22 protein-coding genes are annotated in these 23,303 nt (G+C 69.5%); 11 read left to right on the top strand and 11 right to left on the bottom strand.

Translation table 11 applies throughout. The annotated features are described in order from the left end of the window. Positions 1 to 4 precede the first annotated feature (4 nt). The 3 genes from AB4851_RS07700 to AB4851_RS07690 all read right to left on the bottom strand — a co-directional run bounded on the left by AB4851_RS07700 (position 5) and on the right by AB4851_RS07690 (position 2,046). Positions 5 to 406: a DUF3597 domain-containing protein gene (locus AB4851_RS07700; RefSeq protein ID WP_414446678.1), complete on the bottom strand. Its 402-nt coding sequence runs from the start codon at positions 404 to 406 to the stop codon at positions 5 to 7. Between the two features lie 157 nt (positions 407 to 563). Further along, on the bottom strand, positions 564 to 992 hold the full coding sequence (locus AB4851_RS07695) for a hypothetical protein (protein ID WP_414446677.1): 429 nt from the start codon (positions 990 to 992) through the stop codon (positions 564 to 566). 31 nt (positions 993 to 1,023) lie between these two features. Further along, positions 1,024 to 2,046, bottom strand: a complete 1,023-nt coding sequence (locus tag AB4851_RS07690; protein ID WP_414446676.1) for a LysR substrate-binding domain-containing protein — start codon at positions 2,044 to 2,046, stop codon at positions 1,024 to 1,026. A 108-nt stretch (positions 2,047 to 2,154) separates the two neighbouring features. Here AB4851_RS07690 and AB4851_RS07685 point away from each other — a divergent pair, with 108 nt between their 5' ends. The 3 genes from AB4851_RS07685 (at position 2,155) to AB4851_RS07675 (ending at position 6,721) form a co-directional block, all read left to right on the top strand. Then, positions 2,155 to 5,196 carry an FAD-binding and (Fe-S)-binding domain-containing protein gene (locus AB4851_RS07685; RefSeq protein WP_414449124.1) on the top strand — a complete coding sequence of 1,014 codons (3,042 nt, stop codon included), beginning with the start codon at positions 2,155 to 2,157 and terminating at the stop codon, positions 5,194 to 5,196. A 77-nt stretch (positions 5,197 to 5,273) separates the two neighbouring features. Beyond that, positions 5,274 to 5,864: a TetR family transcriptional regulator C-terminal domain-containing protein gene (locus tag AB4851_RS07680; protein WP_414449123.1), complete on the top strand. Its 591-nt coding sequence runs from the start codon at positions 5,274 to 5,276 to the stop codon at positions 5,862 to 5,864. Between the two features lie 116 nt (positions 5,865 to 5,980). Beyond that, positions 5,981 to 6,721 carry a cysteine hydrolase family protein gene (locus tag AB4851_RS07675; RefSeq protein ID WP_414449122.1) on the top strand — a complete coding sequence of 247 codons (741 nt, stop codon included), beginning with the start codon at positions 5,981 to 5,983 and terminating at the stop codon, positions 6,719 to 6,721. Positions 6,722 to 6,743: 22 nt separating this feature from the next. Here the strand turns inward: AB4851_RS07675 and AB4851_RS07670 are convergent, their stop codons facing one another. Next, positions 6,744 to 7,907: a M20 aminoacylase family protein gene (locus tag AB4851_RS07670; protein WP_414449121.1), complete on the bottom strand. Its 1,164-nt coding sequence runs from the start codon at positions 7,905 to 7,907 to the stop codon at positions 6,744 to 6,746. Positions 7,908 to 8,063: 156 nt separating this feature from the next. Here AB4851_RS07670 and AB4851_RS07665 point away from each other — a divergent pair, with 156 nt between their 5' ends. Together AB4851_RS07665 and AB4851_RS07660 are read left to right on the top strand one after the other, a co-directional pair. After that, a complete protein-coding gene (locus AB4851_RS07665; protein ID WP_414449120.1) occupies positions 8,064 to 8,540 on the top strand; it encodes an Lrp/AsnC family transcriptional regulator in 477 nt (158 codons plus the stop codon). Between the two features lie 210 nt (positions 8,541 to 8,750). Then, a complete protein-coding gene (locus tag AB4851_RS07660) occupies positions 8,751 to 9,182 on the top strand; it encodes an organic hydroperoxide resistance protein (RefSeq protein ID WP_414440090.1) in 432 nt (143 codons plus the stop codon). Positions 9,183 to 9,439: 257 nt separating this feature from the next. On the opposite strand, the gene AB4851_RS07655 is transcribed toward AB4851_RS07660, so the two are convergent. Then, a complete protein-coding gene (locus tag AB4851_RS07655; protein ID WP_414449119.1) occupies positions 9,440 to 10,741 on the bottom strand; it encodes an aspartate aminotransferase family protein in 1,302 nt (433 codons plus the stop codon). Between the two features lie 127 nt (positions 10,742 to 10,868). On the opposite strand from AB4851_RS07655, the gene AB4851_RS07650 reads away from it, so the two are divergent. Continuing rightward, entirely contained in the window at positions 10,869 to 11,765 is an 897-nt protein-coding gene (locus AB4851_RS07650) for a LysR substrate-binding domain-containing protein (RefSeq protein ID WP_414449118.1), read from the top strand. A gap of 235 nt (positions 11,766 to 12,000) precedes the next feature. Next, entirely contained in the window at positions 12,001 to 12,369 is a 369-nt protein-coding gene (locus tag AB4851_RS07645; protein WP_414449117.1) for a hypothetical protein, read from the top strand. Between the two features lie 28 nt (positions 12,370 to 12,397). Here AB4851_RS07645 and AB4851_RS07640 read toward each other — a convergent pair whose 3' ends face one another. After that, the gene (locus AB4851_RS07640; protein WP_414449116.1) at positions 12,398 to 13,933 is read right to left on the bottom strand and encodes a PLP-dependent aminotransferase family protein; all 1,536 of its coding nucleotides are present in this window, start codon (positions 13,931 to 13,933) and stop codon (positions 12,398 to 12,400) included. A gap of 93 nt (positions 13,934 to 14,026) precedes the next feature. Between AB4851_RS07640 and AB4851_RS07635 the strand changes: the two genes are divergently transcribed. From AB4851_RS07635 to AB4851_RS07620, 4 genes are all read left to right on the top strand, one after another. Then, the gene (locus AB4851_RS07635; protein ID WP_414449115.1) at positions 14,027 to 15,298 is read left to right on the top strand and encodes a multidrug effflux MFS transporter; all 1,272 of its coding nucleotides are present in this window, start codon (positions 14,027 to 14,029) and stop codon (positions 15,296 to 15,298) included. A gap of 181 nt (positions 15,299 to 15,479) precedes the next feature. Beyond that, on the top strand, positions 15,480 to 16,190 hold the full coding sequence (locus AB4851_RS07630; protein WP_414449114.1) for a response regulator: 711 nt from the start codon (positions 15,480 to 15,482) through the stop codon (positions 16,188 to 16,190). A gap of 129 nt (positions 16,191 to 16,319) precedes the next feature. After that, positions 16,320 to 18,509, top strand: coding sequence for a 7TM diverse intracellular signaling domain-containing protein (locus tag AB4851_RS07625; RefSeq protein ID WP_414449150.1), 2,190 nt, complete (start codon positions 16,320 to 16,322; stop codon positions 18,507 to 18,509). Positions 18,510 to 18,619: 110 nt separating this feature from the next. Continuing rightward, positions 18,620 to 19,261 carry a DUF1109 domain-containing protein gene (locus AB4851_RS07620; protein WP_414449113.1) on the top strand — a complete coding sequence of 214 codons (642 nt, stop codon included), beginning with the start codon at positions 18,620 to 18,622 and terminating at the stop codon, positions 19,259 to 19,261. Positions 19,262 to 19,312: 51 nt separating this feature from the next. On the opposite strand, the gene AB4851_RS07615 is transcribed toward AB4851_RS07620, so the two are convergent. The 5 genes from AB4851_RS07615 to maiA form a co-directional block, all read right to left on the bottom strand. After that, positions 19,313 to 20,647 (bottom strand): MFS transporter, encoded by a 1,335-nt coding sequence (locus AB4851_RS07615; RefSeq protein WP_414449112.1) that lies wholly within the window; start codon positions 20,645 to 20,647, stop codon positions 19,313 to 19,315. 66 nt (positions 20,648 to 20,713) lie between these two features. Next, a complete protein-coding gene (locus tag AB4851_RS07610; RefSeq protein WP_414449111.1) occupies positions 20,714 to 21,157 on the bottom strand; it encodes an acyl-CoA thioesterase in 444 nt (147 codons plus the stop codon). A gap of 82 nt (positions 21,158 to 21,239) precedes the next feature. Beyond that, positions 21,240 to 22,061 (bottom strand): acetoacetate decarboxylase family protein, encoded by an 822-nt coding sequence (locus AB4851_RS07605; RefSeq protein ID WP_414449110.1) that lies wholly within the window; start codon positions 22,059 to 22,061, stop codon positions 21,240 to 21,242. A gap of 63 nt (positions 22,062 to 22,124) precedes the next feature. Beyond that, positions 22,125 to 22,643 (bottom strand): cupin domain-containing protein, encoded by a 519-nt coding sequence (locus AB4851_RS07600; RefSeq protein ID WP_414449109.1) that lies wholly within the window; start codon positions 22,641 to 22,643, stop codon positions 22,125 to 22,127. A 2-nt stretch (positions 22,644 to 22,645) separates the two neighbouring features. Beyond that, entirely contained in the window at positions 22,646 to 23,302 is a 657-nt protein-coding gene (maiA, locus tag AB4851_RS07595) for a maleylacetoacetate isomerase (protein ID WP_414449108.1), read from the bottom strand. Position 23,303 lies beyond the last annotated feature (1 nt).

Below are 23,303 nucleotides of genomic sequence, written 5' to 3'. Positions count from 1 at the left end.
CCGCTCAGTTCGCCAGATCGTCCGGCAGCTTGCCGCCGTTGGCCGCGAGCGCCTGCATCAGCTTCCTGTGCAGCCAGATGTTCATGCTGGCCGAATCGTTGGTGTCGCCGTCGTATTTCAGTTCCGCCGCGAGCTGCTTGCGGTGGTCGAGGCTGCTGTCCACGCCGAGCGCCTTCATGGTGTCGACGATCGACACGCGCCAGTTCAGCGTCTGCCCGCTTTCGCCGACGAGCTGGTCGAGCACGGCCGCCACGTCCACGTCGGACAGCGGGGCCGGCGCCGGGGCGGCGTCGGGTGCGGCGGCCTGGGCCGCTGCGGGATCGGGTTGCGGTGCCGCGGCGGGCGGCGCCTGATCCGGCTTGGCCTTGCCGAACAGCTTGTTCACGATATCGCCAAAGATGCTCATGGTCGTGCTCCGATTGGTTCGTGAAAACAGAACACGCGCGACCGGACCGGCCGCGCGTTCCCGCGCCATGGTAACCGCAATGCCATGACGAAACTGTCAAAAGTCGTAAGCGTGCGGCGTTGCATACCGCTGTATCGCGCGTTGTGTGCGCTACCGCTCAAAAGTGGATTCGGCACGAATCGGCCGGCATCGCCAACCAGGCGAGCGTCGCGGCCACGAGGTAGATCAGCAGCGCGGCGATCCAGACCTGCGTGCCGCTCACGCGCCACGCCACCCGGCGGCGCAGCACGGCCACCAGGCCGACCCACGCCGCGAGGCCGAGCAGCGCGACCGGTGCGTTTTCGAGCGCGCCGCCCACGCCGATCACGGCGAACATGACGGTCCAGCCGGCCGCGAGGCCGAGATCGCGGCACTGCCCCGTCATCACGCCGAAGCCGCCGGCCAGCGCCACGGCGATCAACGCCAGCAACAGCAGCAGGCTCGACAGCAGCAGGTGGCGGCGGCGCGGCGGCTGCGTTTCCATCGTCGCCGGTTCGCCCAGGGCCACCGGAGAAAGCGGTGCATCGGATTCGGTCGGTTCGGTCATCGAGGCTCCTTCAGCCGGATCGGGATGTCGCTCAATGGACGGCCAGATCGGCCAGCAGCCAGTCGCGAAACGCCACGAGCACCGTATGCTGCGCCACGCGCGGCGGATAGACAAGAAAGTAGGCGCGCGAACTCGGCACCGGCGCGAACGGGCTGACGAGCCGCCCGTCGCGCAACTCCTCCTCCACCAGCATGCGCGGCACCAGCGCCACGCCGACCCCGGCGATCACGGCCTGGATCAGATGCGAGGTCAGCTCGAAGCTGGGGCCGGAGCGCAGCGCGTCGTGCGGCACGCCCTGCGCCTCGCACCAGACCCGCCCCGCATCGGGAAAGCTGCGCACGCGCAGCAGCGCGAGTTTGGTCAACTGCGTGGCCAACTGCGTGGTCAACTGCGTGGCCAACTGGGTAGCCAACTTCCCGGCCAACGGCACAGCCAACGGGGCCGCCGACCGCGCGGCAAGCCGGTCGGCGCCCGACGCGGCGCGGCGTTTCGCTCGGCCGCCGCGCGCTTGCCACGCCGCCGGCAACGCGGCCGGGCTGCCGACCAGCACCAGTTCCTCGTCGTGCAGCCGATGCGCGATCAGTTCGGGCCAGCGGCCGTCGCCCACGGCGATCGCCGCGTCGAGGTCCATCGCCGTGAAATCCACCGGGCCGATCCGCGAATGCAGGTCGATCTGCCAGGACGGATGCGCCTGATAGAAGCGCGGCAGGCGCGGCATCAGCCATTTCGCGCCGAAGGTCGGCAGCGTGGCCACGCGCAGTTGCGTGGCCGGCGCGGTGGAAGCCAGCACGCGCAGCGTCGCGTCGCGGATGCGCGCGAGCGCGTCGCCCAGCTCAGCCATGTAGGCGCGCCCGGCGTCGGTCGGTGCGATCCGCTTGCCCTCGCGCACGAACAGCGTCACGTCGAGCATCGCCTCCAGCGCCTGCACCTGCCGGCTGACGGCGCTTTGCGTCAGCGCCAGCTCCTCGGCCGCGCGCGTGAAGCTCTGGTGCCGCGCCGAGGCCTCGAACGCCAGCAGCAGCGACATCGACGGCGTGAGTTTCCGGTAATTCATTCATAAACCTCATGATCTGCCCGACGAACATACGTTTGCCGAGGCGCGCCGCGACCGCGACAATGAGGCTCCACGATACCGAAATCGCGCCGTTCCGGCGACGCCCTCATGACCATCGCCCGGCTCCCCACCGCTACCGCCTCCGCGTTCGCCATCGATCCGTTCCTGCATGCACTGCATGCGGCCGGCTTCGCGGGCGAGATCGACCGCAGCGACGCCACGCGCACCGTGCTCGCCACCGACAACTCGATCTACCAGCGCCGCCCCGCGGCCGCGCTGTTCCCGCGCCATGCCGAAGACGTGGCGCGCATCGCGCGGCTGCTCGGCGAGCCGCGCTTTCGCACGGTGGCCGTCGCGCCGCGCGGCGGCGGCACCGGCACCAACGGGCAATCGCTGACCGAAGGCATCGTGGTGGACCTGTCGCGCCACATGAACCGGATTCTCGCGATCGATCCGGTCGCGCGCACCGCGCGGGTCGAGGCGGGCGTGGTCAAGGATCAGCTCAACGCCGAACTGAAGCGGCACGGCCTGTTCTTCGCGCCGGAGCTGTCCACGTCGAACCGCGCCACCCTCGGCGGCATGATCAGCACCGACGCGAGCGGCCAGGGCAGTTGCACCTACGGCAAGACGCGCGACCACGTGCTCGCGCTCGACACCGTGCTGATCGGCGGCGAGCGGCTGTCGAGCGCGCCCGTGGACGACGCCGCGCTCGACGCGCTGTGCCGCCGCGACGACGCGATCGGCCGGGTTCATCGCACCGCGCACGGCATCCACACACGCGAGGCAGAACGAATCCGCACGCAATTCCCGGCGCTGAACCGCTGCCTGACCGGCTATGACCTCGCCCATCTGCGCGACGCGCAAGGCCGCTTCGACCTGAACAGCGTGCTGTGCGGCTCGGAAGGCACGCTCGGCTTCGTGGTGGAGGCCACGCTGAACGTGCTGCCGGAGCCGAAGCACGCGATGCTCGTCAACATTCGCTACCCGGCGTTCATGGATGCGCTGCGCGATGCGCGCGCGCTGCTCGAACATCGCCCGCTGTCGATCGAAACCGTCGATTCGACGGTGCTGGCGCTGGCGCGCGAGGACATCGTCTGGCAGAGCGTGGCCGAATTCTTCCCGGCCGCCGACGCTTCGCAGGACGAAGCGAACGGCATCAACCTGGTCGAATTCAGCGGCGACGACGCCGCCGAGGTGCGCGCCCGGGTAGCCGCGTTCGTCGCGCATCTCCAGGCCGACCGGCAGGTCAAGCGGCTCGGCCACACGATCGCCGACGGCGAGGCAGCCGTGCGGCGCGTGTACGCGATGCGCAAGCGCGCGGTGGGCCTGCTCGGCAACGCGCGCGGAGAGGCGCGCCCGCAACCGTTCGTCGAGGATACGGCCGTGCCGCCCGAGCATCTGGCCGATTACATCGCCGAATTCCGCGCGCTGCTCGACGGCCATGGCCTGCGCTACGGCATGTTCGGCCACGTGGATGCGGGCGTGCTGCACGTGCGCCCCGCGCTCGACATGCGCGACCCGGCACAGGCCGCGCTGGTGCGGCCAATCTCCGACGCGGTGGCCGCGCTGACGCGCCGCTACGGCGGCCTGCTGTGGGGCGAACACGGCAAGGGCGTGCGCTCCGAATACGTGCCCGAGTATTTCGGCCCGCTCTACCCGGCCTTGCAGCAACTGAAGACCGCGTTCGATCCGCACAACCAACTGAACCCCGGCAAGATCGCCACGCCGGCCGGCAGCGAGGCCGCGCTGCTGCGCATCGACACCACCACGCTGCGCGGCGAACTCGACCGGCGCATCGACGAACGCGTCTGGCAGGCCAACTCGGACGCCGTGCATTGCAACGGCAACGGCGCCTGCTACAACTTCGATCCCGACGACGCGATGTGCCCGTCGTGGAAGGCGACGCGCGAGCGCGTGCAGTCGCCCAAGGGCCGCGCCTCGCTGATGCGCGAATGGCTGCGCCGGCAGACCGAGGCCGGCGTGGATCTCGCCGCCGAGCCGCGCGCCGCCGCGCTGCCGGTGCGCGCGCTCAACAGCCTGCGCCGGCGCGGCGGCGAAACCGATTTCTCGCACGAGGTGTACGACGCGATGGCAGGCTGCCTCGCCTGCAAGTCGTGCGCGGGGCAATGCCCGGTGAAGGTCGGCGTGCCCGAATTCCGCTCGCGCTTCCTGGCGCGCTATCACACGCGCTACCTGCGGCCGCTGCGCGATCACCTGATCGGCTCGCTCGAATTCACGCTGCCGCGCGTGGCCGCCGTGCCGGGCCTGCCGCGCCTGTACAACGCCGTGCTGCGCACCGCGCCCGTGGCGGCGCTGATCGAGCGCGCCGCGGGCATCGTCGATGCGCCCGCGCTGCACGACGCCGCGTGGCCCGAAGCGCTGCGTGCGGCGCGCGCCGAAACGGCCACGCCGCAGCGGCTGGCCGCGCTGTCCGAGGCCGAACGCGCGCGCAGCGTGATCGTCGTGCAGGACGCGTTCACGCGCTATTTCGAAACGCCGGTAGCGGCGGCCTGGCTCGCGCTTGTGCACACGCTCGGCTATCGCGTGTTCGTCGCGCCGTTCCTGCCGAACGGCAAGCCGCTGCATGTGCAGGGGTTCCTGCCGCGCTTCGCGCGCACCGCCCGGCGCAACGCGGCCCACTTGACCGCGCTGGCCGGCAGCGGCATCGCGCTGGTCGGCCTCGATCCGGCCATGACGCTCGTCTATCGTCAGGAATACCAAAAGATCGACGGCATCGGCGCGGTGCCCGAGGTGCTGCTGCCGCAGGAATGGCTGATTCACGCGTTGCGCGCGCAACCGCCGCGCGCGGCGCCCGCGCAGGCGTTCCGGTTGCTGCCGCATTGCACCGAGCGCACCAACGCGAGCGCCGCCGCCGCGCTGTGGCAACCGGTGTTCGAGGCGGCCGGCCTCGCGCTGCGGATGCCGGCCAGCGGCTGCTGCGGGATGTCGGGCACCTACGGCCACGAGGCGCGCAACCGCGCCACCTCGGCCACGATCTTCTCGCAATCGTGGGCCCGGCACGTGGCCGCCGAAGCCGAGGGCGAATTGCTCGCCACCGGCTATTCGTGCCGCTGCCAGACCGAGCGGCTGACCGGGCAGCGCCTACGTCACCCGGTAGAAGTGCTGCTGGCGCTTTATCGCCAGGCGTGATGGCGTGCGATTGACAGCGAATAGATGACCGGTTATCTTGCTACGCATTCCACCGCCACCGGTCATCGCCGTTCATCATGCCGCGCCCGCCCAATCCCGAAGTCCGTCTCCGCCTGATCTCCACGGGCCAGCGCGTCGTGCACGAGCTGGGCTTCAACGGCTGCGCGGTGCAGGACATCGCCGAGGCGGCCAGCGTGCCGAAAGGCTCGTTCTACAACTACTTCGACAGCAAGGAAGCGTTCGCGGGCGAGATCCTCGACGCCTACTGGCAGTCGATCGAAACGCGCCACGCCGCCGTGCTGCGCGAAGGCCGCGGCAAGCCGCTGGCCCGCGTGCGCCGCTTCTTCCGGCAACTGACCGACGATCACCGCGCCTCGGGCTTCACGCTCGGCTGCCTGATCGGCAACCTCTCGCTCGAACTGTCCGCCTCGAACGACGACGCGCGCCGCACCGCGCTGCGCCTGCTCGAACGCTGGCAGGCGCTGCTGGCCGATTGCCTGCGCGAAGCGCAGGCGCAGGGCGAGATCGATGCCGGCAGCGATCCGGACGAACTGGCCGCGATCCTGGTCGAAAGCTATGAAGGCGCCGTCATGCGCAGCAAGGTCGAGCGCAATGGCAAGGCCTGCGAACGATTCGAGAAGGTGGTGCTCGCCCGCTTGTTGGGGTGAGCTTTTTTTGGCCCAATAATAAGGTGACTGGTCATTTATTTTCATGACGCACGACCGGCCACCGTTGCTCGTTGTCCCCTGTCCGTTCAGAACCTTTCCTTGCCCTGGAGCTTCGCATGAGTCACGCAACGCAACCGTCCCGCAACCCCGCCTACGACGATCCCGCCGAGCCGGGCCTGCCCGCCACTGGCTTCCGGTTCGACCGCAGCAAGGCCGCGCTCGTGGTGGTCGATCCGCAGAACGATTTCCTGAGCCCGTCGGGCGTGACCTGGCCGCTGGTGGGCGAGAGCATCGTCGAGAACGGCACGGTGGGCCACCTCGAAACCTTGTTCAGGACGGCGAAGCAGGCCGGCATCGTGGTGGCCGTCTCGCCGCACTATTACTACCCGTGCGACCACGGCTGGCATTTCGGCGGCCCGCTCGAAGAGGCCATGCACGCGATCGGCATGTTCGCGCGCAAGGGGCCGACCACGCTCGAAGGCTTCGAGAATTCGGGCGCCGATTTCCTCGACGCCTACAAGCCGTACATCCTCGACGGCGAAACCATCATCACCTCGCCGCACAAGGTGTACGGCCCTGAAACCAACGATCTGGTGCTGCAATTGCGCAAGCGCGGCGTCTCGCAGGTGCTGCTCGCGGGCATGGCCGCGAACCTGTGCATCGAATCGCATCTGCGCGAATTGATCGAACAGGGTTTCGAGGTGGTGGTGGTGCGCGATGCGACGGCCGGCCCGCGTGTGCCCGAAGGCGACGGCTATCTGGCCGCCATGATCAACTACCGCTTCCTCGCGCATGCGCTGTGGACCACGGCGCAGACGGTCGAGGCGCTGGGCGCGACCGAGGCCGCGCCGCGCTGACCGTTCGGCACGAGGTTGCGATTCAAGCGCGCGGCAAGGCCAGCCGCGCGATTTCTGCGAAGTAGCGCGCGCCCACCGGCAGGATCGCGTCGTTGAAATCGTAGGACGCGTTGTGCAGCGGCGTGCCGCCCTCGCCGGCGGCCTCGCCGTTGCCGATGAACACGAAGTTGCCCGGCACCGCCTGCAGGAACGCGCCGAAATCCTCGGAGATCATCATCGGCTGCACGTTCGGATCGACGGCCGCCGCACCGGCCACACGCGTGGCCGCCTCGACGGCGAGCGCCACATAGGCATCCGAATTGACGGTGGGCGCGAACTCGTGGGTGTAGTCGAATTCGCACTGCGCGCCGTGCGCATGGCAAATCCCCTCGCTGATCTCGCGCATGCGGGTGGCCAGCATCGCCTGCACGTCGTTCGCATAACTACGCGTATCGCCCTTGATCGTGACGGTCGACGGGATCACGTTGCGCAGCCCGTCGGTGATGAATTCGGTGCAGGAGATCACCGCCTGCAGGCCCGGATCGAGGTTGCGCGACACGATCGTCTGGAGCGCCAGCACGATCTGCGAGGCGATCACGATCGGATCGACGCCCATCTGCGGGCGCGCCGCGTGCGTGCCACGCCCGCGCACGCGAATCACGAAGTTGTCCTCGCTCGCCATGATGCCGCCCGCGCGCGTCGCGAACGAACCGGCCGGCATGCCCGGCATGTTGTGCGCGCCGAACATCGCCTCCACCGGAAAGCGCTCGAACAGGCCGTCGGCCATCATCGCCTTGGCGCCGCGCCCGTGCTCCTCGGCGGGCTGGAACACGAAGCGCACGATGCCGTCGAAATCGCGCCGCTCGGCCAGCAGTTGCGCCGCGCCGAGCACCATCGACATGTGGCCGTCGTGGCCGCACGCATGCATCTTGCCCGGCACGCACGACGCGTAGGCGCGGCCCGGCGCCTGCTCGGCAATGTTCAGCGCGTCCATCTCGGCGCGGATGCCGATCGCGCGCGTGCCGCTGCCCGCGCGCAGGTTCGCCACCAGCCCGGTGCCGCCGATGCCGCGATGCACCTCCATGCCGAGCGCGCCGAGGATCGCGGCCACGCGATCCGAGGTCTGCACTTCCTCGAAGCCGGTTTCCGGATAGCGATGGAATTGCCGGCGCCAGCCGGCCAGCGTGTCTTGCAGTGAACGGTCCATGGGGTGGGTCCTCGATGCGTCGGGCGGATTGATGGCTTGTGAGTCCTGCACAGGTTGAGCACAATAATATTTCTGCGCACGGCGAATTCCGTCGCTTTATCGTGCGCGCCCACGCAATTTTTTATCGATTCCGGGCGATCCCGCCCCGCTCTCCCGATGACCTCGCCCCTCGACACCTACGACCGCAAGCTGCTGGCCGAGATCCAGCGCGACGCGCAAACACCGCAGAACGAACTCGGCACGCGCGTCAATCTCTCCACCGCGGCCGTCAACCGCCGCCTGCGCCGCCTGGCCGACGACGGCGTGATCGAGCGCTACACGGCCATCGTTTCGCCCGAGAAAACCGGGCATCCGCTGACGATCGTGGTCAACGTGGAAGTGGAGAGCGAACAGATCGACCAGCTCGACGCGATGAAGCGCAGCTTCGCGCGCTGCCCGCAGATCCAGCAGTGCTATTACGTGGCCGGCGAATGGGATTTCGTGCTGATCCTCTCGGTCAGGCACATGGAGCAGTACAACGAACTGACGCGCCAGTTGTTCTTCTCGAACAACAACGTCAAGCGCTTCAAGACGCTGGTCAGCATGGATCGCGTGAAGGTGGGGCTCGATGTGCCGGTGGGCGAGGAGACATGAAGGCGGCGGCATGCGGCGGGTCCGGGCCTTGCTGTCCGGCGCGGTCGACAAGACCGGGCGGTCTTGTCGGCGCTGGCGGGCGCCTCCGGACACCGGCAAGCCGCGCCGCCCACGGCGCTGGACGAAACCGCGGGCGCCGCCTACCATGGGCGGCGCTTGAATGAACACCGCTTTCCCACTCGTTTTGCCAACCCGAGACAGGAGCAGCCCATGTCAGTCGATGCAAAGTACAAAACCACCGCCACCGCGAGCGGTGGTGGCCGTGACGGCAAGACCGAACTCGCCGACGGCACGATGGCCCTGCAGCTCACGGTGCCGAAGGAACTCGGCGGCCCCGGCGGCGACGGCGCCAACCCCGAGAAGCTGTTCGCGCTCGGTTATTCGGCCTGCTACCTCGGCGCGATGCGCGTCGCGTCCCAGCAAACCAAGATCAAGGTGCCCGATGGCACGACCGTCACCGCGACGATCGGCATCGGCCCGCGCTCGGAAGGCGGCTTCGGCATCACGGCCGAACTCGACGTGTTCCTGCCCGGCCTGCCCGAAGCCGACGCGGCAAAGCTGACCGAAGTCACCCACACGATCTGCCCGTACTCGAACGCGATCAAGGCCAGCGTCGACGTGAAGACGACCACGCACGGCTGATCGCCCGCGCCCTCTTCGGGCGCAACGCACACGGGGCGGCAAGCTTCGCGGGTTGCCGCCCCGTTTCGTTTTGGAGCCGGGCGTTTGCGAGCGGGCCGCTTTCCGAGCCGTTCACTTGTGAGCCGTCCGTTTTGCGCCTCGTTCGTTTCCGCCCCGCTCAAGCCGGTTCAGCTTGCGATCCAGTGGTTTGCTAACCGGTCACTCGTAAGCCGCTCGCTTCCGCCCCGCTCAACACGGCTCAAACCCCCACCTCGACTTCAAATCGCCTTTTCGATCGCCTTGCCGAGCAGATCGATGCCGAGATCGATTTCCGCCTCGCTGACCGTCAGCGGCGGCGCGATCCGGAACACCCCGCCCATGCCCGGCAACTGCACGATGTTCATGCTGAGGCCGAGGTTCATGCATTCGCGCGTGATCTTCGCGCCGAGCCCGTCGGCCGGCTCCTTGCTGCGGCGATCCTTGACCACTTCCATGCCGAGCAGCAGCCCGCGCCCGCGCACGTCGCCGATGCAGTCGAAGCGCTCCATCAGGCCCAGCAGGCCGTTGCGCAGCCGCTCGCCCATCCGGTTGGCGCGCTCGACCAACCCGTCGCGCGCCACCACGTCGAGCACGCGCAGGCCCACCGCGGCCGGCAGCGGATCGGACACGTGCGTCGTGTAGAACAGATAGCCGCGTTCGTGCGCGCGTTCCTCGATCTCGGCCGACGTGACCACGGCGGCCAGCGGCAGGCCCGCGCCGAGTGTCTTCGACAGCGTCAGGATGTCGGGCGTCACGCCGTCGCGCTCGAACGCGAACATCGTGCCGGTACGGCCGACGCCGGTTTGCGCCTCGTCGAGAATCAGCAACATGCCGCGCTCCTCGCACTTGCGCTTGAGCGCCGCCAGATAGCCGGGCGGCAGATCGATGATGCCGCCCGAGCTGAGGATCGGCTCGGCGATGAACGCCGCCAGGTTGCCGCTCGACTGGCGGTCGATCAGGTCGAACGCGTAATCGAGTTCGGCCAGATAGTCGTACTGGCCGTTGCGCTCGAAGCGCGGGCGATACGTGAACGGCGCCGGAATCGCGAACGAGCCCACCGCCGCCGGCCCCACGCCCTTGCGCCCCGCGCTGTAGGTGGCCGAGGCGGCATGGCCGGTCATGCCGTGCCACGACTGCGCGAAACCGACCACCTCGTACTTGCCGGTCACGAGCTTGGCCATGCGGATTGCCGCCTCGTTCGATTCGGCGCCGGTGCTCAACAGCAGCGCGCGGTCGAGGCCGGGCGGCGTGATGTCGGCAAGCCGCGTCGCCAGGTCCACCACCGGCCGCGACAGCATCCCGCTGAACAGGTGGTCGAGATTGCCTGCGTATTCGTTGATCACCGAGACGATCTCGGGATGGCTGTGGCCCAGCACCGCGCTCATCTGGCCCGACGTGAAATCGAGGATCGCGCGGCCGTCCGCGTCGTACACGAAGCTGCCCTGCGCGCGCTCGATGATCATCGGTTCGAACGTGCCGCCGTAGCGGATCAGATGCTGCTTCGCCTGTTGCCAGAATTTCTCGTCTTGATTGCGGGACACGGTGGCGCTCCTGACTGGGTTCATCGATGAATCGGATGACTTGCAGTCTAGAGGCCGATCTGGTTTTATAGAATCTAATAGTTTTAATGCCAGATAGAAGGATGGCTAATATCTTGGAGCACTGCACTTGAGCCGGACGCTCGATATCGATCTGTTGCGCAGCTTCGTCGCGATCGCCGAGGTTCGCACGCTGAGTCGCGCGGCCGAACGCGTGGGCCGCACGCAATCGGCGCTGAGTCAGCAATTGCGCCGGCTCGAGGACACCGTCGATCAACCGCTGTTCCAGCGCACCGGGCGCGGCGTGGTGCTGACCCACCCCGGCGAACGACTGCTGGCGCACGCGCAGCGAATCCTGCGGCTGCACGACGAGGCGCTGGCCGACCTGTCGGGCAAGGGGCTGTCGGGCACGATCCGCTTCGGCTGCCCCGACGATTACGCCACCGTGTTCCTGCCGCCGTTGCTGCGGCAGTTCTCGGTCCTGCATCCGCACGCGCAGGTCGAGGTGTTCTGCGCGCCCACGCCGCGCCTGCGCGAGCGGCTCGGCAAGCGTGTGCTCGATCTCGCGCTGGTATCGGTGCCGGATGCGGGCGCGGCTCGGGCCGACGCTGGCGCCGATCGCGCGGATCCGGACGGCGACGCGATCATCCGCCGCGAGCCGTTGGTCTGGATCGGCTATCCGGGCCTCGCGCCGGCCGATTTCGATCCGCTGCCGCTGGCGCTGTCCGACCCCGACACGCTCGACCACCTCGCCGCCCGCGACGCGCTGCAACGCGCCGGCCGCGCGTACCGGATCGCCTACGCGAGCAGCAGCCTGGCCGGGCTGACGGCGCTGGTGCGCTCGGGGCAGGCGTTCGCCGTGATCACCCAGACTGCCGTGCCGCCCGACCTGGCGATCCTCGGCGGCGACCCGGGCCTGCCCGCGCTGCCGGCCGTGGCGATCACGCTGAAGCTGGCGAAGGCCGCGCCCTCGCCGCTGGTGGCGGCGTTCGCCGAGCATATCCGGGGGATGTTGCCGGGGTTGTGAGCGGGTGCTGTGGATGCGGTGCTGGCCTGGCGGTTCGGACAAATCGACCAACCCGCCAACATGCGGCATTGCGCCGCATTTATGCCGAATCCGGCCGCACGGCGTCTGCCGACGCAGCCAACCGGCCTTCCGCGCAGGCGCTTTTCGATAGACTGTGCGGATTCGCGCGCGGCGACTTCGGCCCAGAGCATCGCCAGCCGGGCCGCCGCGCGCTCCCGATCCACAGGAATGTCAGATGAAGCAAGCCGTCTTGTCCCTGGCCGTCGCGTGCTGTGTCGCGCTGCCGGCCCTTCCGTCCCATGCCCAGGCGTTCGACGACCATTGTTTCGCGGTCGGCGACGTGGCCGCGCAGATCTCCGGTTGGCGCAAGCGTCACAAGACCAAGGCGCAAGCGCTCGCGCAATCGCACAAGTACTACGGCAACGGCCCCGACGCGCAGGCGGTGGACGACGCGATCGAGACGATCTACAGCGCGCCCACGCTGCCGAACCCCGATCAGGCGACCATGATGGTCACGCAAAATTGCCTGAAGAAGAAGCGCCAGGCGCAGAACGACGCAGCAGCACCGGCACCCGCCCCGGCCGCCTCCGCCCCCCGTCCCTGACCTCCCCTGACGGCGGTACGCCCCGCCCTCACCCCGCCTCGTCGTCACCGGCCAGCACACGCGCCAGCGTGCGCCCCGCGTAGCGCGCCTGCGCCAGCGTCAGCGCCGTGTAGCCGACCAGCACGGCCGGCGGCAGCCGCGCCTCGCGGCAATAGTCGCCGAGCGCCTGCAACGCGATGCCGTTCGCTGCCGCCGCGCGCACGAAGCCCCGCTCGTCACGCGCCGGATCGAGCCACAGCACGAAATGGAACCCGGCCTGTTCGCCCGACACGACGTAGCGCCCGGCCGCGCCCGGCTCGGCCGACAGCCGGGCCAGCACGGCGTCGCGGCGCTGCTGGTAGGCCTGCCGGCTCGCGCGCAGGTGCCGCGCGAAGCCGCCGCTGCCGATGAAGCCCGCCAGCGCACGCTGCTCGATCGCGCCCACCGGCCGGCCGGTCGCCGCCAGCAACGCGGCGAGCCGCTCGCGCAGCGCCGCCGGCGCCACCACGAAACCGATCCGCAAGCCGGCGAACAAGGTCTTGTTGAACGAGCCGCAGTAGATCGCGCGCGCGTGGCGGTCGAGCGCCTTGAGCGCCGGCAGCGGCGCGGCCTGATAGCTGAACTCGCCGTCGTAGTCGTCCTCGACGACCCAGGCCTCGTGCCGCTGCGCCCAGTCGAGCAATTCGAGGCGGCGCGACACCGACATCGTCACGCCCAGCGGCGACTGGTGCGCGGGCGTCACGCACACCGCCGCGACATCCCGCGCCCCGGCCAGCCGCGCCGCCACCAGCCCCTGCGGATCGACCTCCACGGCCAGCGCCCGCGCGCCGTTCAACTCGACGAGTTGCGCGGTCATCGGGTAACCCGGGTCCTCGATCGCCACGCGCCGCCCGCGCACGTCGATCGCACGCATCACGAGGTCGAGCGAATGGCGGATGCCGGTGGTGATGAACACGTCGTCGGGCTCGCAGGCGATGCCGCGATATTCGCCGAGCCAGGCCGCGATCCGCGCGCGCAGCGCCGGTTCGCCGTGCGGCGAGGCCGCGCCGAGATCGGCCGGTTCGAGCCCCGCGAGCGCGCCGGCAAGCTGGCGCTTCCACTCGCTCAGGCGCAGCAGCGAAGGATCGGCCAGCCGCGCGACGAACGGCACGCCGATGCGGTTGCCGCTCGGCGAATCGGCGCTTGCCGGAGCGGCGGGTATCGGCGGCGGCAAAGCTGACGGCAGAGCTGACGGCAGAGGCGACGGCCGAGGCGGTGAAGCAGCGGACGCCATCGCCTCACCCGGCGCCATCAGGTAGGTATCGGGCACCACCGCGCTGACGCGCGTGCCCGAACCGCGCACACGCGACAGATAACCCTCGGCGACGAGCCGCTCGAACGCGGCCTCGACAGTGCCGCGCGCGATGCGCCAGCGCTCGGCCAGCGTGCGCGTGGAGGGCAGCGCGGCCCCGGCCGGCAGGCGGCGCTGCAGGATCGCCTCGCGCAGCGCATCGGCGATCCGGTCCTGCTTCGACGCCCCGCCCTGCGCCGCGAGGCCCGGCGGCCTCGGCAGATCGAGCGGAATCGCGGCCTTGCCTCGCACCATAGTGGTCCACTCCTGAATTGGTCAAATGGATCTTCGGCTTATACCACATGGCCCGTACAGTCCGAACTCCCCCTTCCTTCGCCGATTCGTCCGATGCCTGCTTCGTCCCGCCCGCTCTCCGAACGCGCCTGGTTGATCCTGTTGCTGCTGATCGTCTGCCTGCCGCGCGCGGCGATCGACGCCTACCTGCCCGCGCTCCCCGCGATGGCCGACGCGCTGCACGCCACCGATGCGCAGATGCAATCCACCCTGACCACCTACATGGCCGGCTACGCCGCCTCGATGCTGATCATGGGGCCGCTGTCGGACCGTTACGGGCGGCGCCCGGTGCTGCTCGCGGGGCTGGCCGTCTACGTGGCGGCGACGCTGGCATGCGCGCTCGCCACCAGCGTGCCGGCGTTGGTGGCCGCGCGCGTGATCCAGGCGCTCGGCGGCTGCGGCGGCGCGGTGATCGGCCGCGTGATCGTGCGCGAGCGCTTCGACGCCAAACGCCAGGTGGCGTTGTTGAGCGCGCTGTCGGCCGGCATGGCGCTGTCGCCGGTGATCGCGCCGCTGGCCGGCAGCGCCGTGGCGGCGGTCGGCGGCTGGCGCGCGGTGTTCGGGATGCTGGCGATCGGCGGCGTGGCCGGTGCGTGGTTCACCTGGCGCCTGCTGCCCGAAACGCGTGGCGAGGCGATCGCCCGGGCAGCCGGCGCGCATCCGTTGCGCGGGCTGGGCGCGACCTACGCACGGCTGCTGCGCAATCGCCACTTCCTGCGCTACTCGCTGTCGATCAGCTTCGTCTACTGCACGTATTTCCCGTTCATCGCCGGTTCGTCGGCGCTGTTCCAGCGGCGCCTGCACCTGTCCGACGCAGCGTATGCGGCCGTGTTCGGCATCACGGTGTCGGGCTACCTGGCCGGCTCGGCGCTGTATCGCCGGATGCACGCGCGGATGGATGCCGACGCCGTGCTGGCGCGCGCGGTGCGCCTGAACCTCGCCGCCGCCGCCGCGCTGTGCGCCCTGAACCTCGGCCACGCGCCGAGCGCGCTCACCCTCGTCGCGCCGATGTTCGTGGCGATGGTGGCGGTAGGCATCGCGATTCCGGCCTGCCAGTTCGCGGTGCTGCAACCGTTCCCCGAGATCGCCGGGGCTGCCTCGGGGCTGTTCTTCTTCATCCAGATGGCGATCACGGCGCTGTGCGGCGCCCTGCTCGACCGGCTGACGGCCGCGGCCGACGGCAGCGCCGTGCCGCTGATCGCCATGACCGCCGCGGCCAGCCTCGCGTTCGCGGGCGGCTTCACCGTGCTTCGCACGCGCGACGGCAAGGCGTCGGCGCGCATCGGTGGCCCGGCTCAAGGCGCCGCCGGAGGCCGCGCCGACTGACGCGGGCCGGCATCGCGTTCCGGTTCCCGGCCGAATGTGTAGATACACGCGAAACGTCAAAATCCGTAAGGAAGCTGACCAGACCCTCGCGTATCATGCGATGACATCGCCTCGCGACCCGCGAGCGCAGCTCCGCCGCCCACCCGGCGCGGACGCCCGATTTCGTCACCGATACGCACCCATGACGCTTTTGCCACCGGAACCCCTGGTACCCGGCCCGCTCCTGATCGTCGATGACGAGCCGCTGATGCAGCGGCGCCTCACCGCGATCCTGACCTCGCTCGGCTACACGGACGACGCGCTGCTGTACGCCGGCAGCCTCTCGGAAGCCCGCGCCATGCGCGCCGCGCAGCCCTGCGCGATCGCGCTGGTCGACATCGGCCTGCCCGACGGCTCCGGCATCGAACTGATCCGCGAATGGCACGAGGCCGATCCGGCGTTGCCGATCGTCGTGATCTCCACCTGGAGCACCGGCCCGACCATCGTCGGCGCGCTGCAGGCCGGCGCCACCGGCTATCTGCTCAAGGAACGCGACGATCTCGAGATCGCCCTGTCGATCCGCAGCGTGCTGCGCGGCGGCGCGCCGATCGACCCGTTCGTCGCGCGCCATATCCTCGATACCACCGTGAACGCCGCGCCCGCCCCCGGCAGCCCGGCCGCCACCGGCCTGCTGCCGTCGCGCAACGGCGCGCCGCCGGTGCGCCTGAGCCGCCGCGAGATCGAGATCCTCGGCATCGTCAGCAAGGGCCTGACCAACCGCGAGATTTCCGAGCTGCTGTCGCTGTCGCGGCTGACCGTGGAATGCCACATCAAGAACATCTACAAGAAGCTGGCCGTCCGATCGCGCACCCAGGCCGTGTTCGAGGCGCGCGCGCACGGCTTGCTGCCCTAGCCCATGCACGGCAGCTCCGACAGATGGCGCATCTGCGATCGCAGATCGAAACCGGGCGTGCAGCGGATTGAGCGCGGCACCGCGTCAGGCGGGAATTCGCCATGGGGTGCCGCAGCCGATTCGGTGACGATGATGCTCGGCGCGTTTGGGCTTGGGCTTGGGCTTGGGCTTGGGCTCGGGCTCGGGCTCGGGCTGGCGGCGCTCGATGGCCTCCGCGCGCAACGCGCGACGCGGTTCGCCCGCGCGCTGCTCGCGGCCGGCGTCATGGCCGTGGCCGCAACCGTTGCCGCGCCGGCCACCGTGCTGGCCGCGCAAGCCGATCCGGCCTCGGCCATACCGGCCATCGCCACCGGTTCGGATTCGGCCACTGCGGCCGCCCAGCCCGCGTCGCGCCGCTTCAACCCGTCGCCGCATCTCACGTCGCCGAGCTTCGCGCTGTCGTCCACGCCATCGCCGTCGCGCGCGATCCCGTCGGCGTTCGCCGCGCCGCGCGCCGAGGGCTGCCCGTTGCGGATCGACGCCGCGCGCGCCGCCGGCTGGACCGACACCACCCCGCCCGCCACCGGCTGGGTGCCCGTCACGCTGCCCGACGTCTGGACCACGCGCTGGCCGCGCTTCGACGGCGTGGTCTGGTATCGCATCAACTGGGCCGCCGGCTGCCTGGCCGGCCAGCCCGCCGCCGCCTTCGTCGACTACCTGAACATGGCGGGCGCGGTGTATCTGAACGACACGCTGATCGCCAACGATCCGCAACTCGTCGAACCGTTGAGCCGCGCCTGGAACTCGCCGCGCCGCTGGCTGCTGCCCGCGCCGCTGCTGCGCGCCGACGCCGATACGCTGCTGATCCGCGTGTCGGGCCTGTCCGCCTACGCGCCGGGCCTCGGCGCGGTGGTGGTGGGGCCGCCGGGCGTGGTCGAGCATCGCTACGGCCATGCCCACGAAATCCGCCGCGACCTCCAGCTCTACAGCCTGGCCGTGACCTCGACGCTCGGCTGCTTCTTCGTGGTGCTGTGGCTGATGCGCCGCCGCCAGAGCGTGTACGGCTGGTTCGGACTCCAATCGATCGCCTGGTGGTGCTTCCAGTTGAACCAGGCAGCCACCTCGCCGTGGCCGTTCCCGAGCACCGACGGCTGGGAAGCCGCCATGTCGATCGCGGTGGTGGTGTTCAGCACCGGCTTCGCGATGTTCACGCTGCGCTTCGCCGGCCGCCGCTACCCCCGCCTCGAATGGGGCCTGTGGCTGCTGTCGGCCGCGCAGGTGGCGGCCATGCTGGCCGCGCCGCGCGAGGCGATCGAGACGGTGCGCGCGGCCATCGCGCTGATCCCGGCGCTGGTGTTCATCGCCTGCTGCAGCGGCTTCGTGGTGTTCGCGGTGCGCTGGCCGCGCGGCGACCGGCTGGCGCTGTCGGCCTGCATGCTGATCTTCATCGCGGCCTGCGTGCACGACATCCTGACGTTCCTCGGCGTGCTGTCCGACAACATCTATTACTCGTCGATCGCCGCGCAATTCGAGATGATCGGCATGGCGCTGGTGCTTGCCTGGCGCTTCGTCACCAACCTGCGCCGCATCGAGCAGTTCAACGACGAGCTGACCGGCGCGGTGGCCGACGCCCAGCGCGAGCTGCGCGCCACGCTCGACCGCGAGCACGCGCTGCAAGTCACCAACGCGCGACTGAGCGAACGCCTGAGCCTCGCGCAGGACCTGCACGACGGCCTCGGCGGCACGCTGGTGTCGAGCATCACGACGCTCGAGCACGCGCCGCAGGACATGCCGCCCGCGCGCTTCCTCGGCATCCTGAAGGAATTGCGCGACGACCTGCGCATCATCATCGACGCCGCCTCGCTCGACCACGCCGGCACGCGCACGCTCGACGGCTTCATCGCGCCGATGCGCCACCGGTTCGCGCGCGCGTTCGAGGCGCAGGACATCGATTGCCGCTGGCAACTGAGCGGCATCGACGCGCTGCACCTGCCGAACGCCGTCTGCCTCGACGTGATGCGGGTGCTGCAGGAAGCCGTGACCAACGCGCTGCGCCACAGCGGCGCGACGCGCGTGGACATCGCCGTGACCGACGATCCGGCCGCCGGCCTGAGCCTGAGCGTGACCGACAACGGGCGCGGGTTCGACCCCGAAGCGCCCAGCCCGCACGGCGGCATCGGCATGGGCAGCCTGCGCGCGCGCGTCGAGCGGCTCGGCGGCGTGCTGCGGATCGCCTCGGGCGCGACGGGCACCACGCTGGCGGTGACGGTGGCCGGAATCCGCGCCGGTGCTGGCGTCGGTGCCGGCGCCCCCGCCCCGGGCGGCGGCGCATCATCGTAGAATTTCGGGAATTTCTCGTTTTCGCTGTAACCATCCGCGCCACCGAAGCGAACTCATGACATCGCCGCACGGCACGGGATTCGCCCGGCCGCCACGATGCGGGACACACCATGAAAACCGATGACCTGATTTCCATGCTGGCGACCGGCGCCCCGCGCGTCGACCGCCATGCCGCCACCAAGCGCTTCGCCATCGCCATCGCGGCCGGCGTGGCGGGCGCGTTCGTGCTGATGCTGGCCGTGCTCGGGCTGCGCCACGATCTCGCCGAGATCGTGCGCACGCCGCTGTTCTGGGCCAAGGTCGCGCTGCCGCTCGCGCTGGCCGCCGGCGCGCTCGCCACCGTCGCCAAGCTCGCGCGCCCCGGCGCCCGCGCCGCGCGGCCCGGGCTGCTGATCGCCTGGCCGGTGCTGGCGGTCTGGCTGTGCGCCGCCGTGATGCTGGCCGGCACGCCGTCCGGCGAACGCCTGGCGCTCGTGCTCGGCACGACCTGGCGCGTCTGCCCGTTCGCGATCGCGATGCTGTCCGCGCCCGGTTTCGTCGCGATCATGGCCGCGCTGCGCGGCCTCGCGCCCACCCGCCTGGCGCTGACCGGCGCGGTGGGCGGCCTGCTGGCCGGCGCGCTGGCCACGCTCGTCTACTGCCTGCACTGCCCCGAGATGGGCGTGCCGTTCTGGGGCGTGTGGTATCTGCTCGGCATGCTGGTGCCGACTTTGGTGGGCGCGCTGCTCGGGCCGAGGGTGTTGCGCTGGTGATGGCGGCGGCTTGAGCGCCCGCGCGGCTACGCAACGGCCGGCGCCGCCCGCTCAGGGTTCCACCGTCTCGGCCACGAGGATCGCATGCGGCTCGCGCCTGGCCGAGGATTGCCGGATCGCCGCCAGCAATACCGCGCCCACGGCCATCACGCCCACCATCAGGCCGAGCCCGGCACGGAAATCGCCGCTTGCCGTACGCAGCCAGCCGATCGCGATCGGACTCATGAAGCCGCCCAGCACACCGATCGTATTGATCAGCGCAATGCCGCCCGCCGCCGACGTGCCCTTCAGGTAGGCCGGTGGTATCGCCCAGAACACGGTATAGGCCATCCACATCGACGCGGTCGCCACCGTGATCGATGCCAGCACCGACACCAGGCCGCTAGCCATCCAGGCCGCGACCGCCAGCGCCAACGCGCTGACCAGCGCCGGCACCGCGCTATGCCAGCGCCGCTCGTTGCGGCGGTCGGAGCGCTTCCCGATCACGAACATGCCGAGCGCGGCGAACGCGAACGGAATGGCGGAATACGCGCCGAGCCGGGCAGGGTCCGTCACGCCGTTCGATTTCAGCAACGCGGGCAACCAGAAGTTGATCAGGTAGATGCCGCAGATGATGCAAAAGTAAGCCGCCGCCATCAGGTAGATGCGCGGATCGGTCAGCATGCGTGCGAAGCCGTGCCGCACCGGCCCCGTCGAGGGCGGCGGCACGTCGGCGGCGAGGCGCCGTTGCTGGTCGGCCGTCAGCCAGTGCGCCTCGGCCGGCGTATCCGCCAGCAGCTTGCGCGCGGCAAGGCCCAGCAACACGCAGGGCAGCCCCTCGATCAGGAACATCCACTGCCACCCCGCCAGCCCCATTCGCCCGGAGAACGCCGTCATGGCCCACATCGAGACGGGGCCCGCCACCACCCCCGCGAGCGGGCCGCCGATCATGACGACGGCAATCGCATTGGCCATTCTCGACGGCGGATACCAGAACGTCAGGTAGAACAGGATGCCGGGCGTGAAGCCTGCCTCGAACACGCCGAGCAGGAAACGCAGCGCGTAGAACGTGCCGACGTCGCGCGTCAGCGCCATCGCCGCGGACGTCAGCCCCCAGAGCACGAGAATCCGGCTGATCGCCTTGCGCGCGCCGGTGCGTGCGAGCAGCAGGTTCGACGGCACTTCGCACAGGGCATAGCCGATGAAGAAAATGCCGGCGCCGATGCCGTACTGCACCTCGGAAAAACCCAGATCGCCCTGCATGTGCAGCTTCGCAAGACCGACATTGAGCCGATCCAGGCAGGCAAACAGATAACACACGAGCAAAAAGGGCAGCAGGCGGCGATCGATGCGTCGATACAGATGCGACGCGGCTTCGCCGGCCCGGGCCGATGCGACAGTGGACATGCCGGTTCCCCTTGGACAGATGGCAAAGCGGCCCGGCGCACCGGGCCGCACGGACGACCTCGCCGCTCAGGCCAGCGCCTCGGTTTCGCGCGCCGGTTCCTGGTAGGCCTGCACGCGCTCGCGGAACGCATCCGACAGCGGCACGGTCCGTTCGGTCGCGTAGTCGTACGCGACGTGCGTCGAGCCGCCGGTGGCGATCACCTGGTCGGGATGGCCCGCGATCGTGATGCGGTACGCGATGTCGAAGCTCTTGGTTCCGAGCCGCACCACTTCCGCACTGACTTCGAGCCGGTCGCCCCACTTCGCGGGATGCACGTATTCGCACGAGGTCTTCAGCATGATCTGCGGAATGCCTTCGGTAAGCGGCACGTCGAGCAGTTCATGCGCATAGGCCATGTAGGCGTTGAGCATGTAGACGTAATACATCGTCGCGCTGACGTGGCCGGCAGGGTCCTGATCGCGATAGGCGACGTCGAATTGCTGGGTGAAGGCGCGGGTGGCTTCGGTCATGGCATTACCTCTTTCTCGGTTGACGCCGGGCGCTGCGCACCCGGCGGAAGATGAAAATGGCTGGCGCAGGCGCGCCGCCGGGTCAGCGCAACACGCGCTGGTCGCGATAGGATTTGCCGCCGTGCGCATGCACCACGGCGCCCCCGCGCATTTCGTGCACCGGCAGGTCGGCCAGTGCGTTGACGACGTGCGCCATGGTCGGCAGGTCGGACCAGCTCGCGCGATGAAACTGCAATCGCGGCGCGCCGGTGAACCGTCGCTCGACCGTGACATGCGGATCGAGGCTCGGCGTGAGCGTGACCTCGCAGAGGTCCGCCTCGCCCCAGTCGCCCGTGCGCGGCTTGTACTTCAACATCAGCGTGCCGTCGGAGGCGCTTGCCGGTGCACGCGTGGGCGCCTCCTGCAGATCGCCGAGCGCCAGCTCGAGAAAGCGAAAACCCATCCAGCCGGCCTCGCACAGTTGCTGCCCACCGAAGGCACGCGGCGCGGGCACCTCGGCGAACAGCTTCGGATGACCGATCTCGTCGCGGCCGGTGATGATCGGATCGGCGAGGTTCTCCCACACGGCCGCGAGAAACTTGCCGCTGGCACGATCGCGCAAGCCCTTGAAGGTGGCGGGCCAGCTCACATGGACCATCGTGTAGCCACGTCCGGCAAGCCAGTCGATCTCGCTCAGGTAATGAAACTCGACCGTCACGACCGGCTCGCCGGCCAGCACGAAATGCTCGGGCAGATGCCGCTCCAGACTTGCGGCGTCGGTCAGGAACGAAGCGGACACGCTCATCCGCTTCGGCTTGCTGTTCGGATCGGCCACCAGCCCATCGGGCAATTGCCGCGGCCCCGGCGCCGGCCCGAAATGCGTCGGCATCCGGTAGATGCGGCCTGTTTCGAAGGTGTAGCTCACTCGTTTCTCCGTTGCGGCTAGGAATGCCGAAGCGCGGCAAGCGGCGCCGCGCTTCGGCGTGGATCATCGATGCGAGGCCAAGCCCGCGTCGGCGTAGATCACCTGCAACTTGCCGCCGATCTCGCGCATCAGGTTGCCGTTGCTGGCGTTCTGCGGCAGGTTCTGCAGCCGGTACAGCACGAATGGTTCGCTCCCCGAACGATTGCCGATCGCGTGGAAACACCAGGCGGGCACGAACACGGTATCGCCCGGCTCGATGTGCTCGGTCACGCCGTCTTCGCCGAAGGCGATCTCGCCGGAGCCCGAGCGCGCGATGTACAGATGCCAGAACGAATGGCGATGGCGCTCCGTGGTTTCGCCCGGCTTCAACACCTGAATGACGAGCGAGAGATCGGGCGCCACGGTGCCGTGCTCGTCCACGTTGCCGCCGGACAGCGCCAGCGTGCCTTGCGTGTTATGAATGCGCGCGCTGGATTCGGATTCGATCGACTGCCAGCGCCAGACCACCGGGTCGGCAATCGGCTTGGACGTCAGTTGGAGATATTCGGAGAACGGAAGAATGTCTCCTTCGATGGGCTGCATGGTCACTCCTTGGTCAGTGCAGGTTGTGGTGAGCAAGCGTCGGGATGGGCATCCCGGAACGCCTGTAATTGCATGCAGCGGCCGACAATGCGCTCGACGGTCGGAAACCGGTCGATGGCAATGCCGGCTTTCTGCGCGGATACCGCCTGCGGCACCAGCGCGATATCGGCGAACGACACGCGCCCGCCGTGGCAGTAGTCACCGGTTGCCGGATCGGCCGCGAGCATGGTTTCGACCGCGTTCAGGCCGTCGATCATCCAGTGCTGCTTCCAGCGCTTGACGGCCGCGTCGTCGGCGCCGAGCACGTTCGACAGGTAACGGCCGGCGCGCATCGTGGTCAGCGGGTGGGTGTCGGCGGCGATCGCCTGGAACAGCGCGCGCACGCGCGCCTGATCGATCGGCGAGGGCGGCAACAGCGGCGGCTCGGGATACACCACCTCGAGATACTCGAGCATCGCCGACGACTGGGTCAGCACCCGGCGCTCCACGACCAGTGCGGGCAACAGCCCTTGCGGGTTGAGCGCCAGATAGGCGCTGCCGCGGTGTGCGCCGGCATCGAGATCCTGCTCGACCTGCTCGCAGGCCAGGCCCTTCAGGTTCAGCGCGATGCGGATTCGGAACGAAGCCGAGGAACGGTGAAAATCGTGCAGCGTCATCATG

This window comes from Burkholderia sp. 22PA0099, from assembly GCF_047497165.1.
Lineage (GTDB): Bacteria > Pseudomonadota > Gammaproteobacteria > Burkholderiales > Burkholderiaceae > Burkholderia.
This window is presented reverse-complemented; position numbering and strand designations above follow the sequence as displayed.

Bases quoted from the DNA above. Each gene is read 5' to 3' on its own strand.
- AB4851_RS07700 (WP_414446678.1), bottom strand. From the start codon at position 406: ATGAGCATCTTTGGCGATATCGTGAACAAGCTGTTCGGCAAGGCCAAG.
- AB4851_RS07695 (WP_414446677.1), bottom strand. From the start codon at position 992: ATGACCGAACCGACCGAATCCGATGCACCGCTTTCTCCGGTGGCCCTG.
- AB4851_RS07690 (WP_414446676.1), bottom strand. From the start codon at position 2,046: ATGAATTACCGGAAACTCACGCCGTCGATGTCGCTGCTGCTGGCGTTC.
- AB4851_RS07685 (WP_414449124.1), top strand. From the start codon at position 2,155: ATGACCATCGCCCGGCTCCCCACCGCTACCGCCTCCGCGTTCGCCATC.
- AB4851_RS07680 (WP_414449123.1), top strand. From the start codon at position 5,274: ATGCCGCGCCCGCCCAATCCCGAAGTCCGTCTCCGCCTGATCTCCACG.
- AB4851_RS07675 (WP_414449122.1), top strand. From the start codon at position 5,981: ATGAGTCACGCAACGCAACCGTCCCGCAACCCCGCCTACGACGATCCC.
- AB4851_RS07670 (WP_414449121.1), bottom strand. From the start codon at position 7,907: ATGGACCGTTCACTGCAAGACACGCTGGCCGGCTGGCGCCGGCAATTC.
- AB4851_RS07665 (WP_414449120.1), top strand. From the start codon at position 8,064: ATGACCTCGCCCCTCGACACCTACGACCGCAAGCTGCTGGCCGAGATC.
- AB4851_RS07660 (WP_414440090.1), top strand. From the start codon at position 8,751: ATGTCAGTCGATGCAAAGTACAAAACCACCGCCACCGCGAGCGGTGGT.
- AB4851_RS07645 (WP_414449117.1), top strand. From the start codon at position 12,001: ATGAAGCAAGCCGTCTTGTCCCTGGCCGTCGCGTGCTGTGTCGCGCTG.
- AB4851_RS07640 (WP_414449116.1), bottom strand. From the start codon at position 13,933: ATGGTGCGAGGCAAGGCCGCGATTCCGCTCGATCTGCCGAGGCCGCCG.
- AB4851_RS07635 (WP_414449115.1), top strand. From the start codon at position 14,027: ATGCCTGCTTCGTCCCGCCCGCTCTCCGAACGCGCCTGGTTGATCCTG.
- AB4851_RS07630 (WP_414449114.1), top strand. From the start codon at position 15,480: ATGACGCTTTTGCCACCGGAACCCCTGGTACCCGGCCCGCTCCTGATC.
- AB4851_RS07625 (WP_414449150.1), top strand. From the start codon at position 16,320: ATGATGCTCGGCGCGTTTGGGCTTGGGCTTGGGCTTGGGCTTGGGCTC.
- AB4851_RS07620 (WP_414449113.1), top strand. From the start codon at position 18,620: ATGAAAACCGATGACCTGATTTCCATGCTGGCGACCGGCGCCCCGCGC.
- AB4851_RS07615 (WP_414449112.1), bottom strand. From the start codon at position 20,647: ATGTCCACTGTCGCATCGGCCCGGGCCGGCGAAGCCGCGTCGCATCTG.
- AB4851_RS07610 (WP_414449111.1), bottom strand. From the start codon at position 21,157: ATGACCGAAGCCACCCGCGCCTTCACCCAGCAATTCGACGTCGCCTAT.
- AB4851_RS07600 (WP_414449109.1), bottom strand. From the start codon at position 22,643: ATGCAGCCCATCGAAGGAGACATTCTTCCGTTCTCCGAATATCTCCAA.
- maiA (WP_414449108.1), bottom strand. From the start codon at position 23,302: ATGATGACGCTGCACGATTTTCACCGTTCCTCGGCTTCGTTCCGAATC.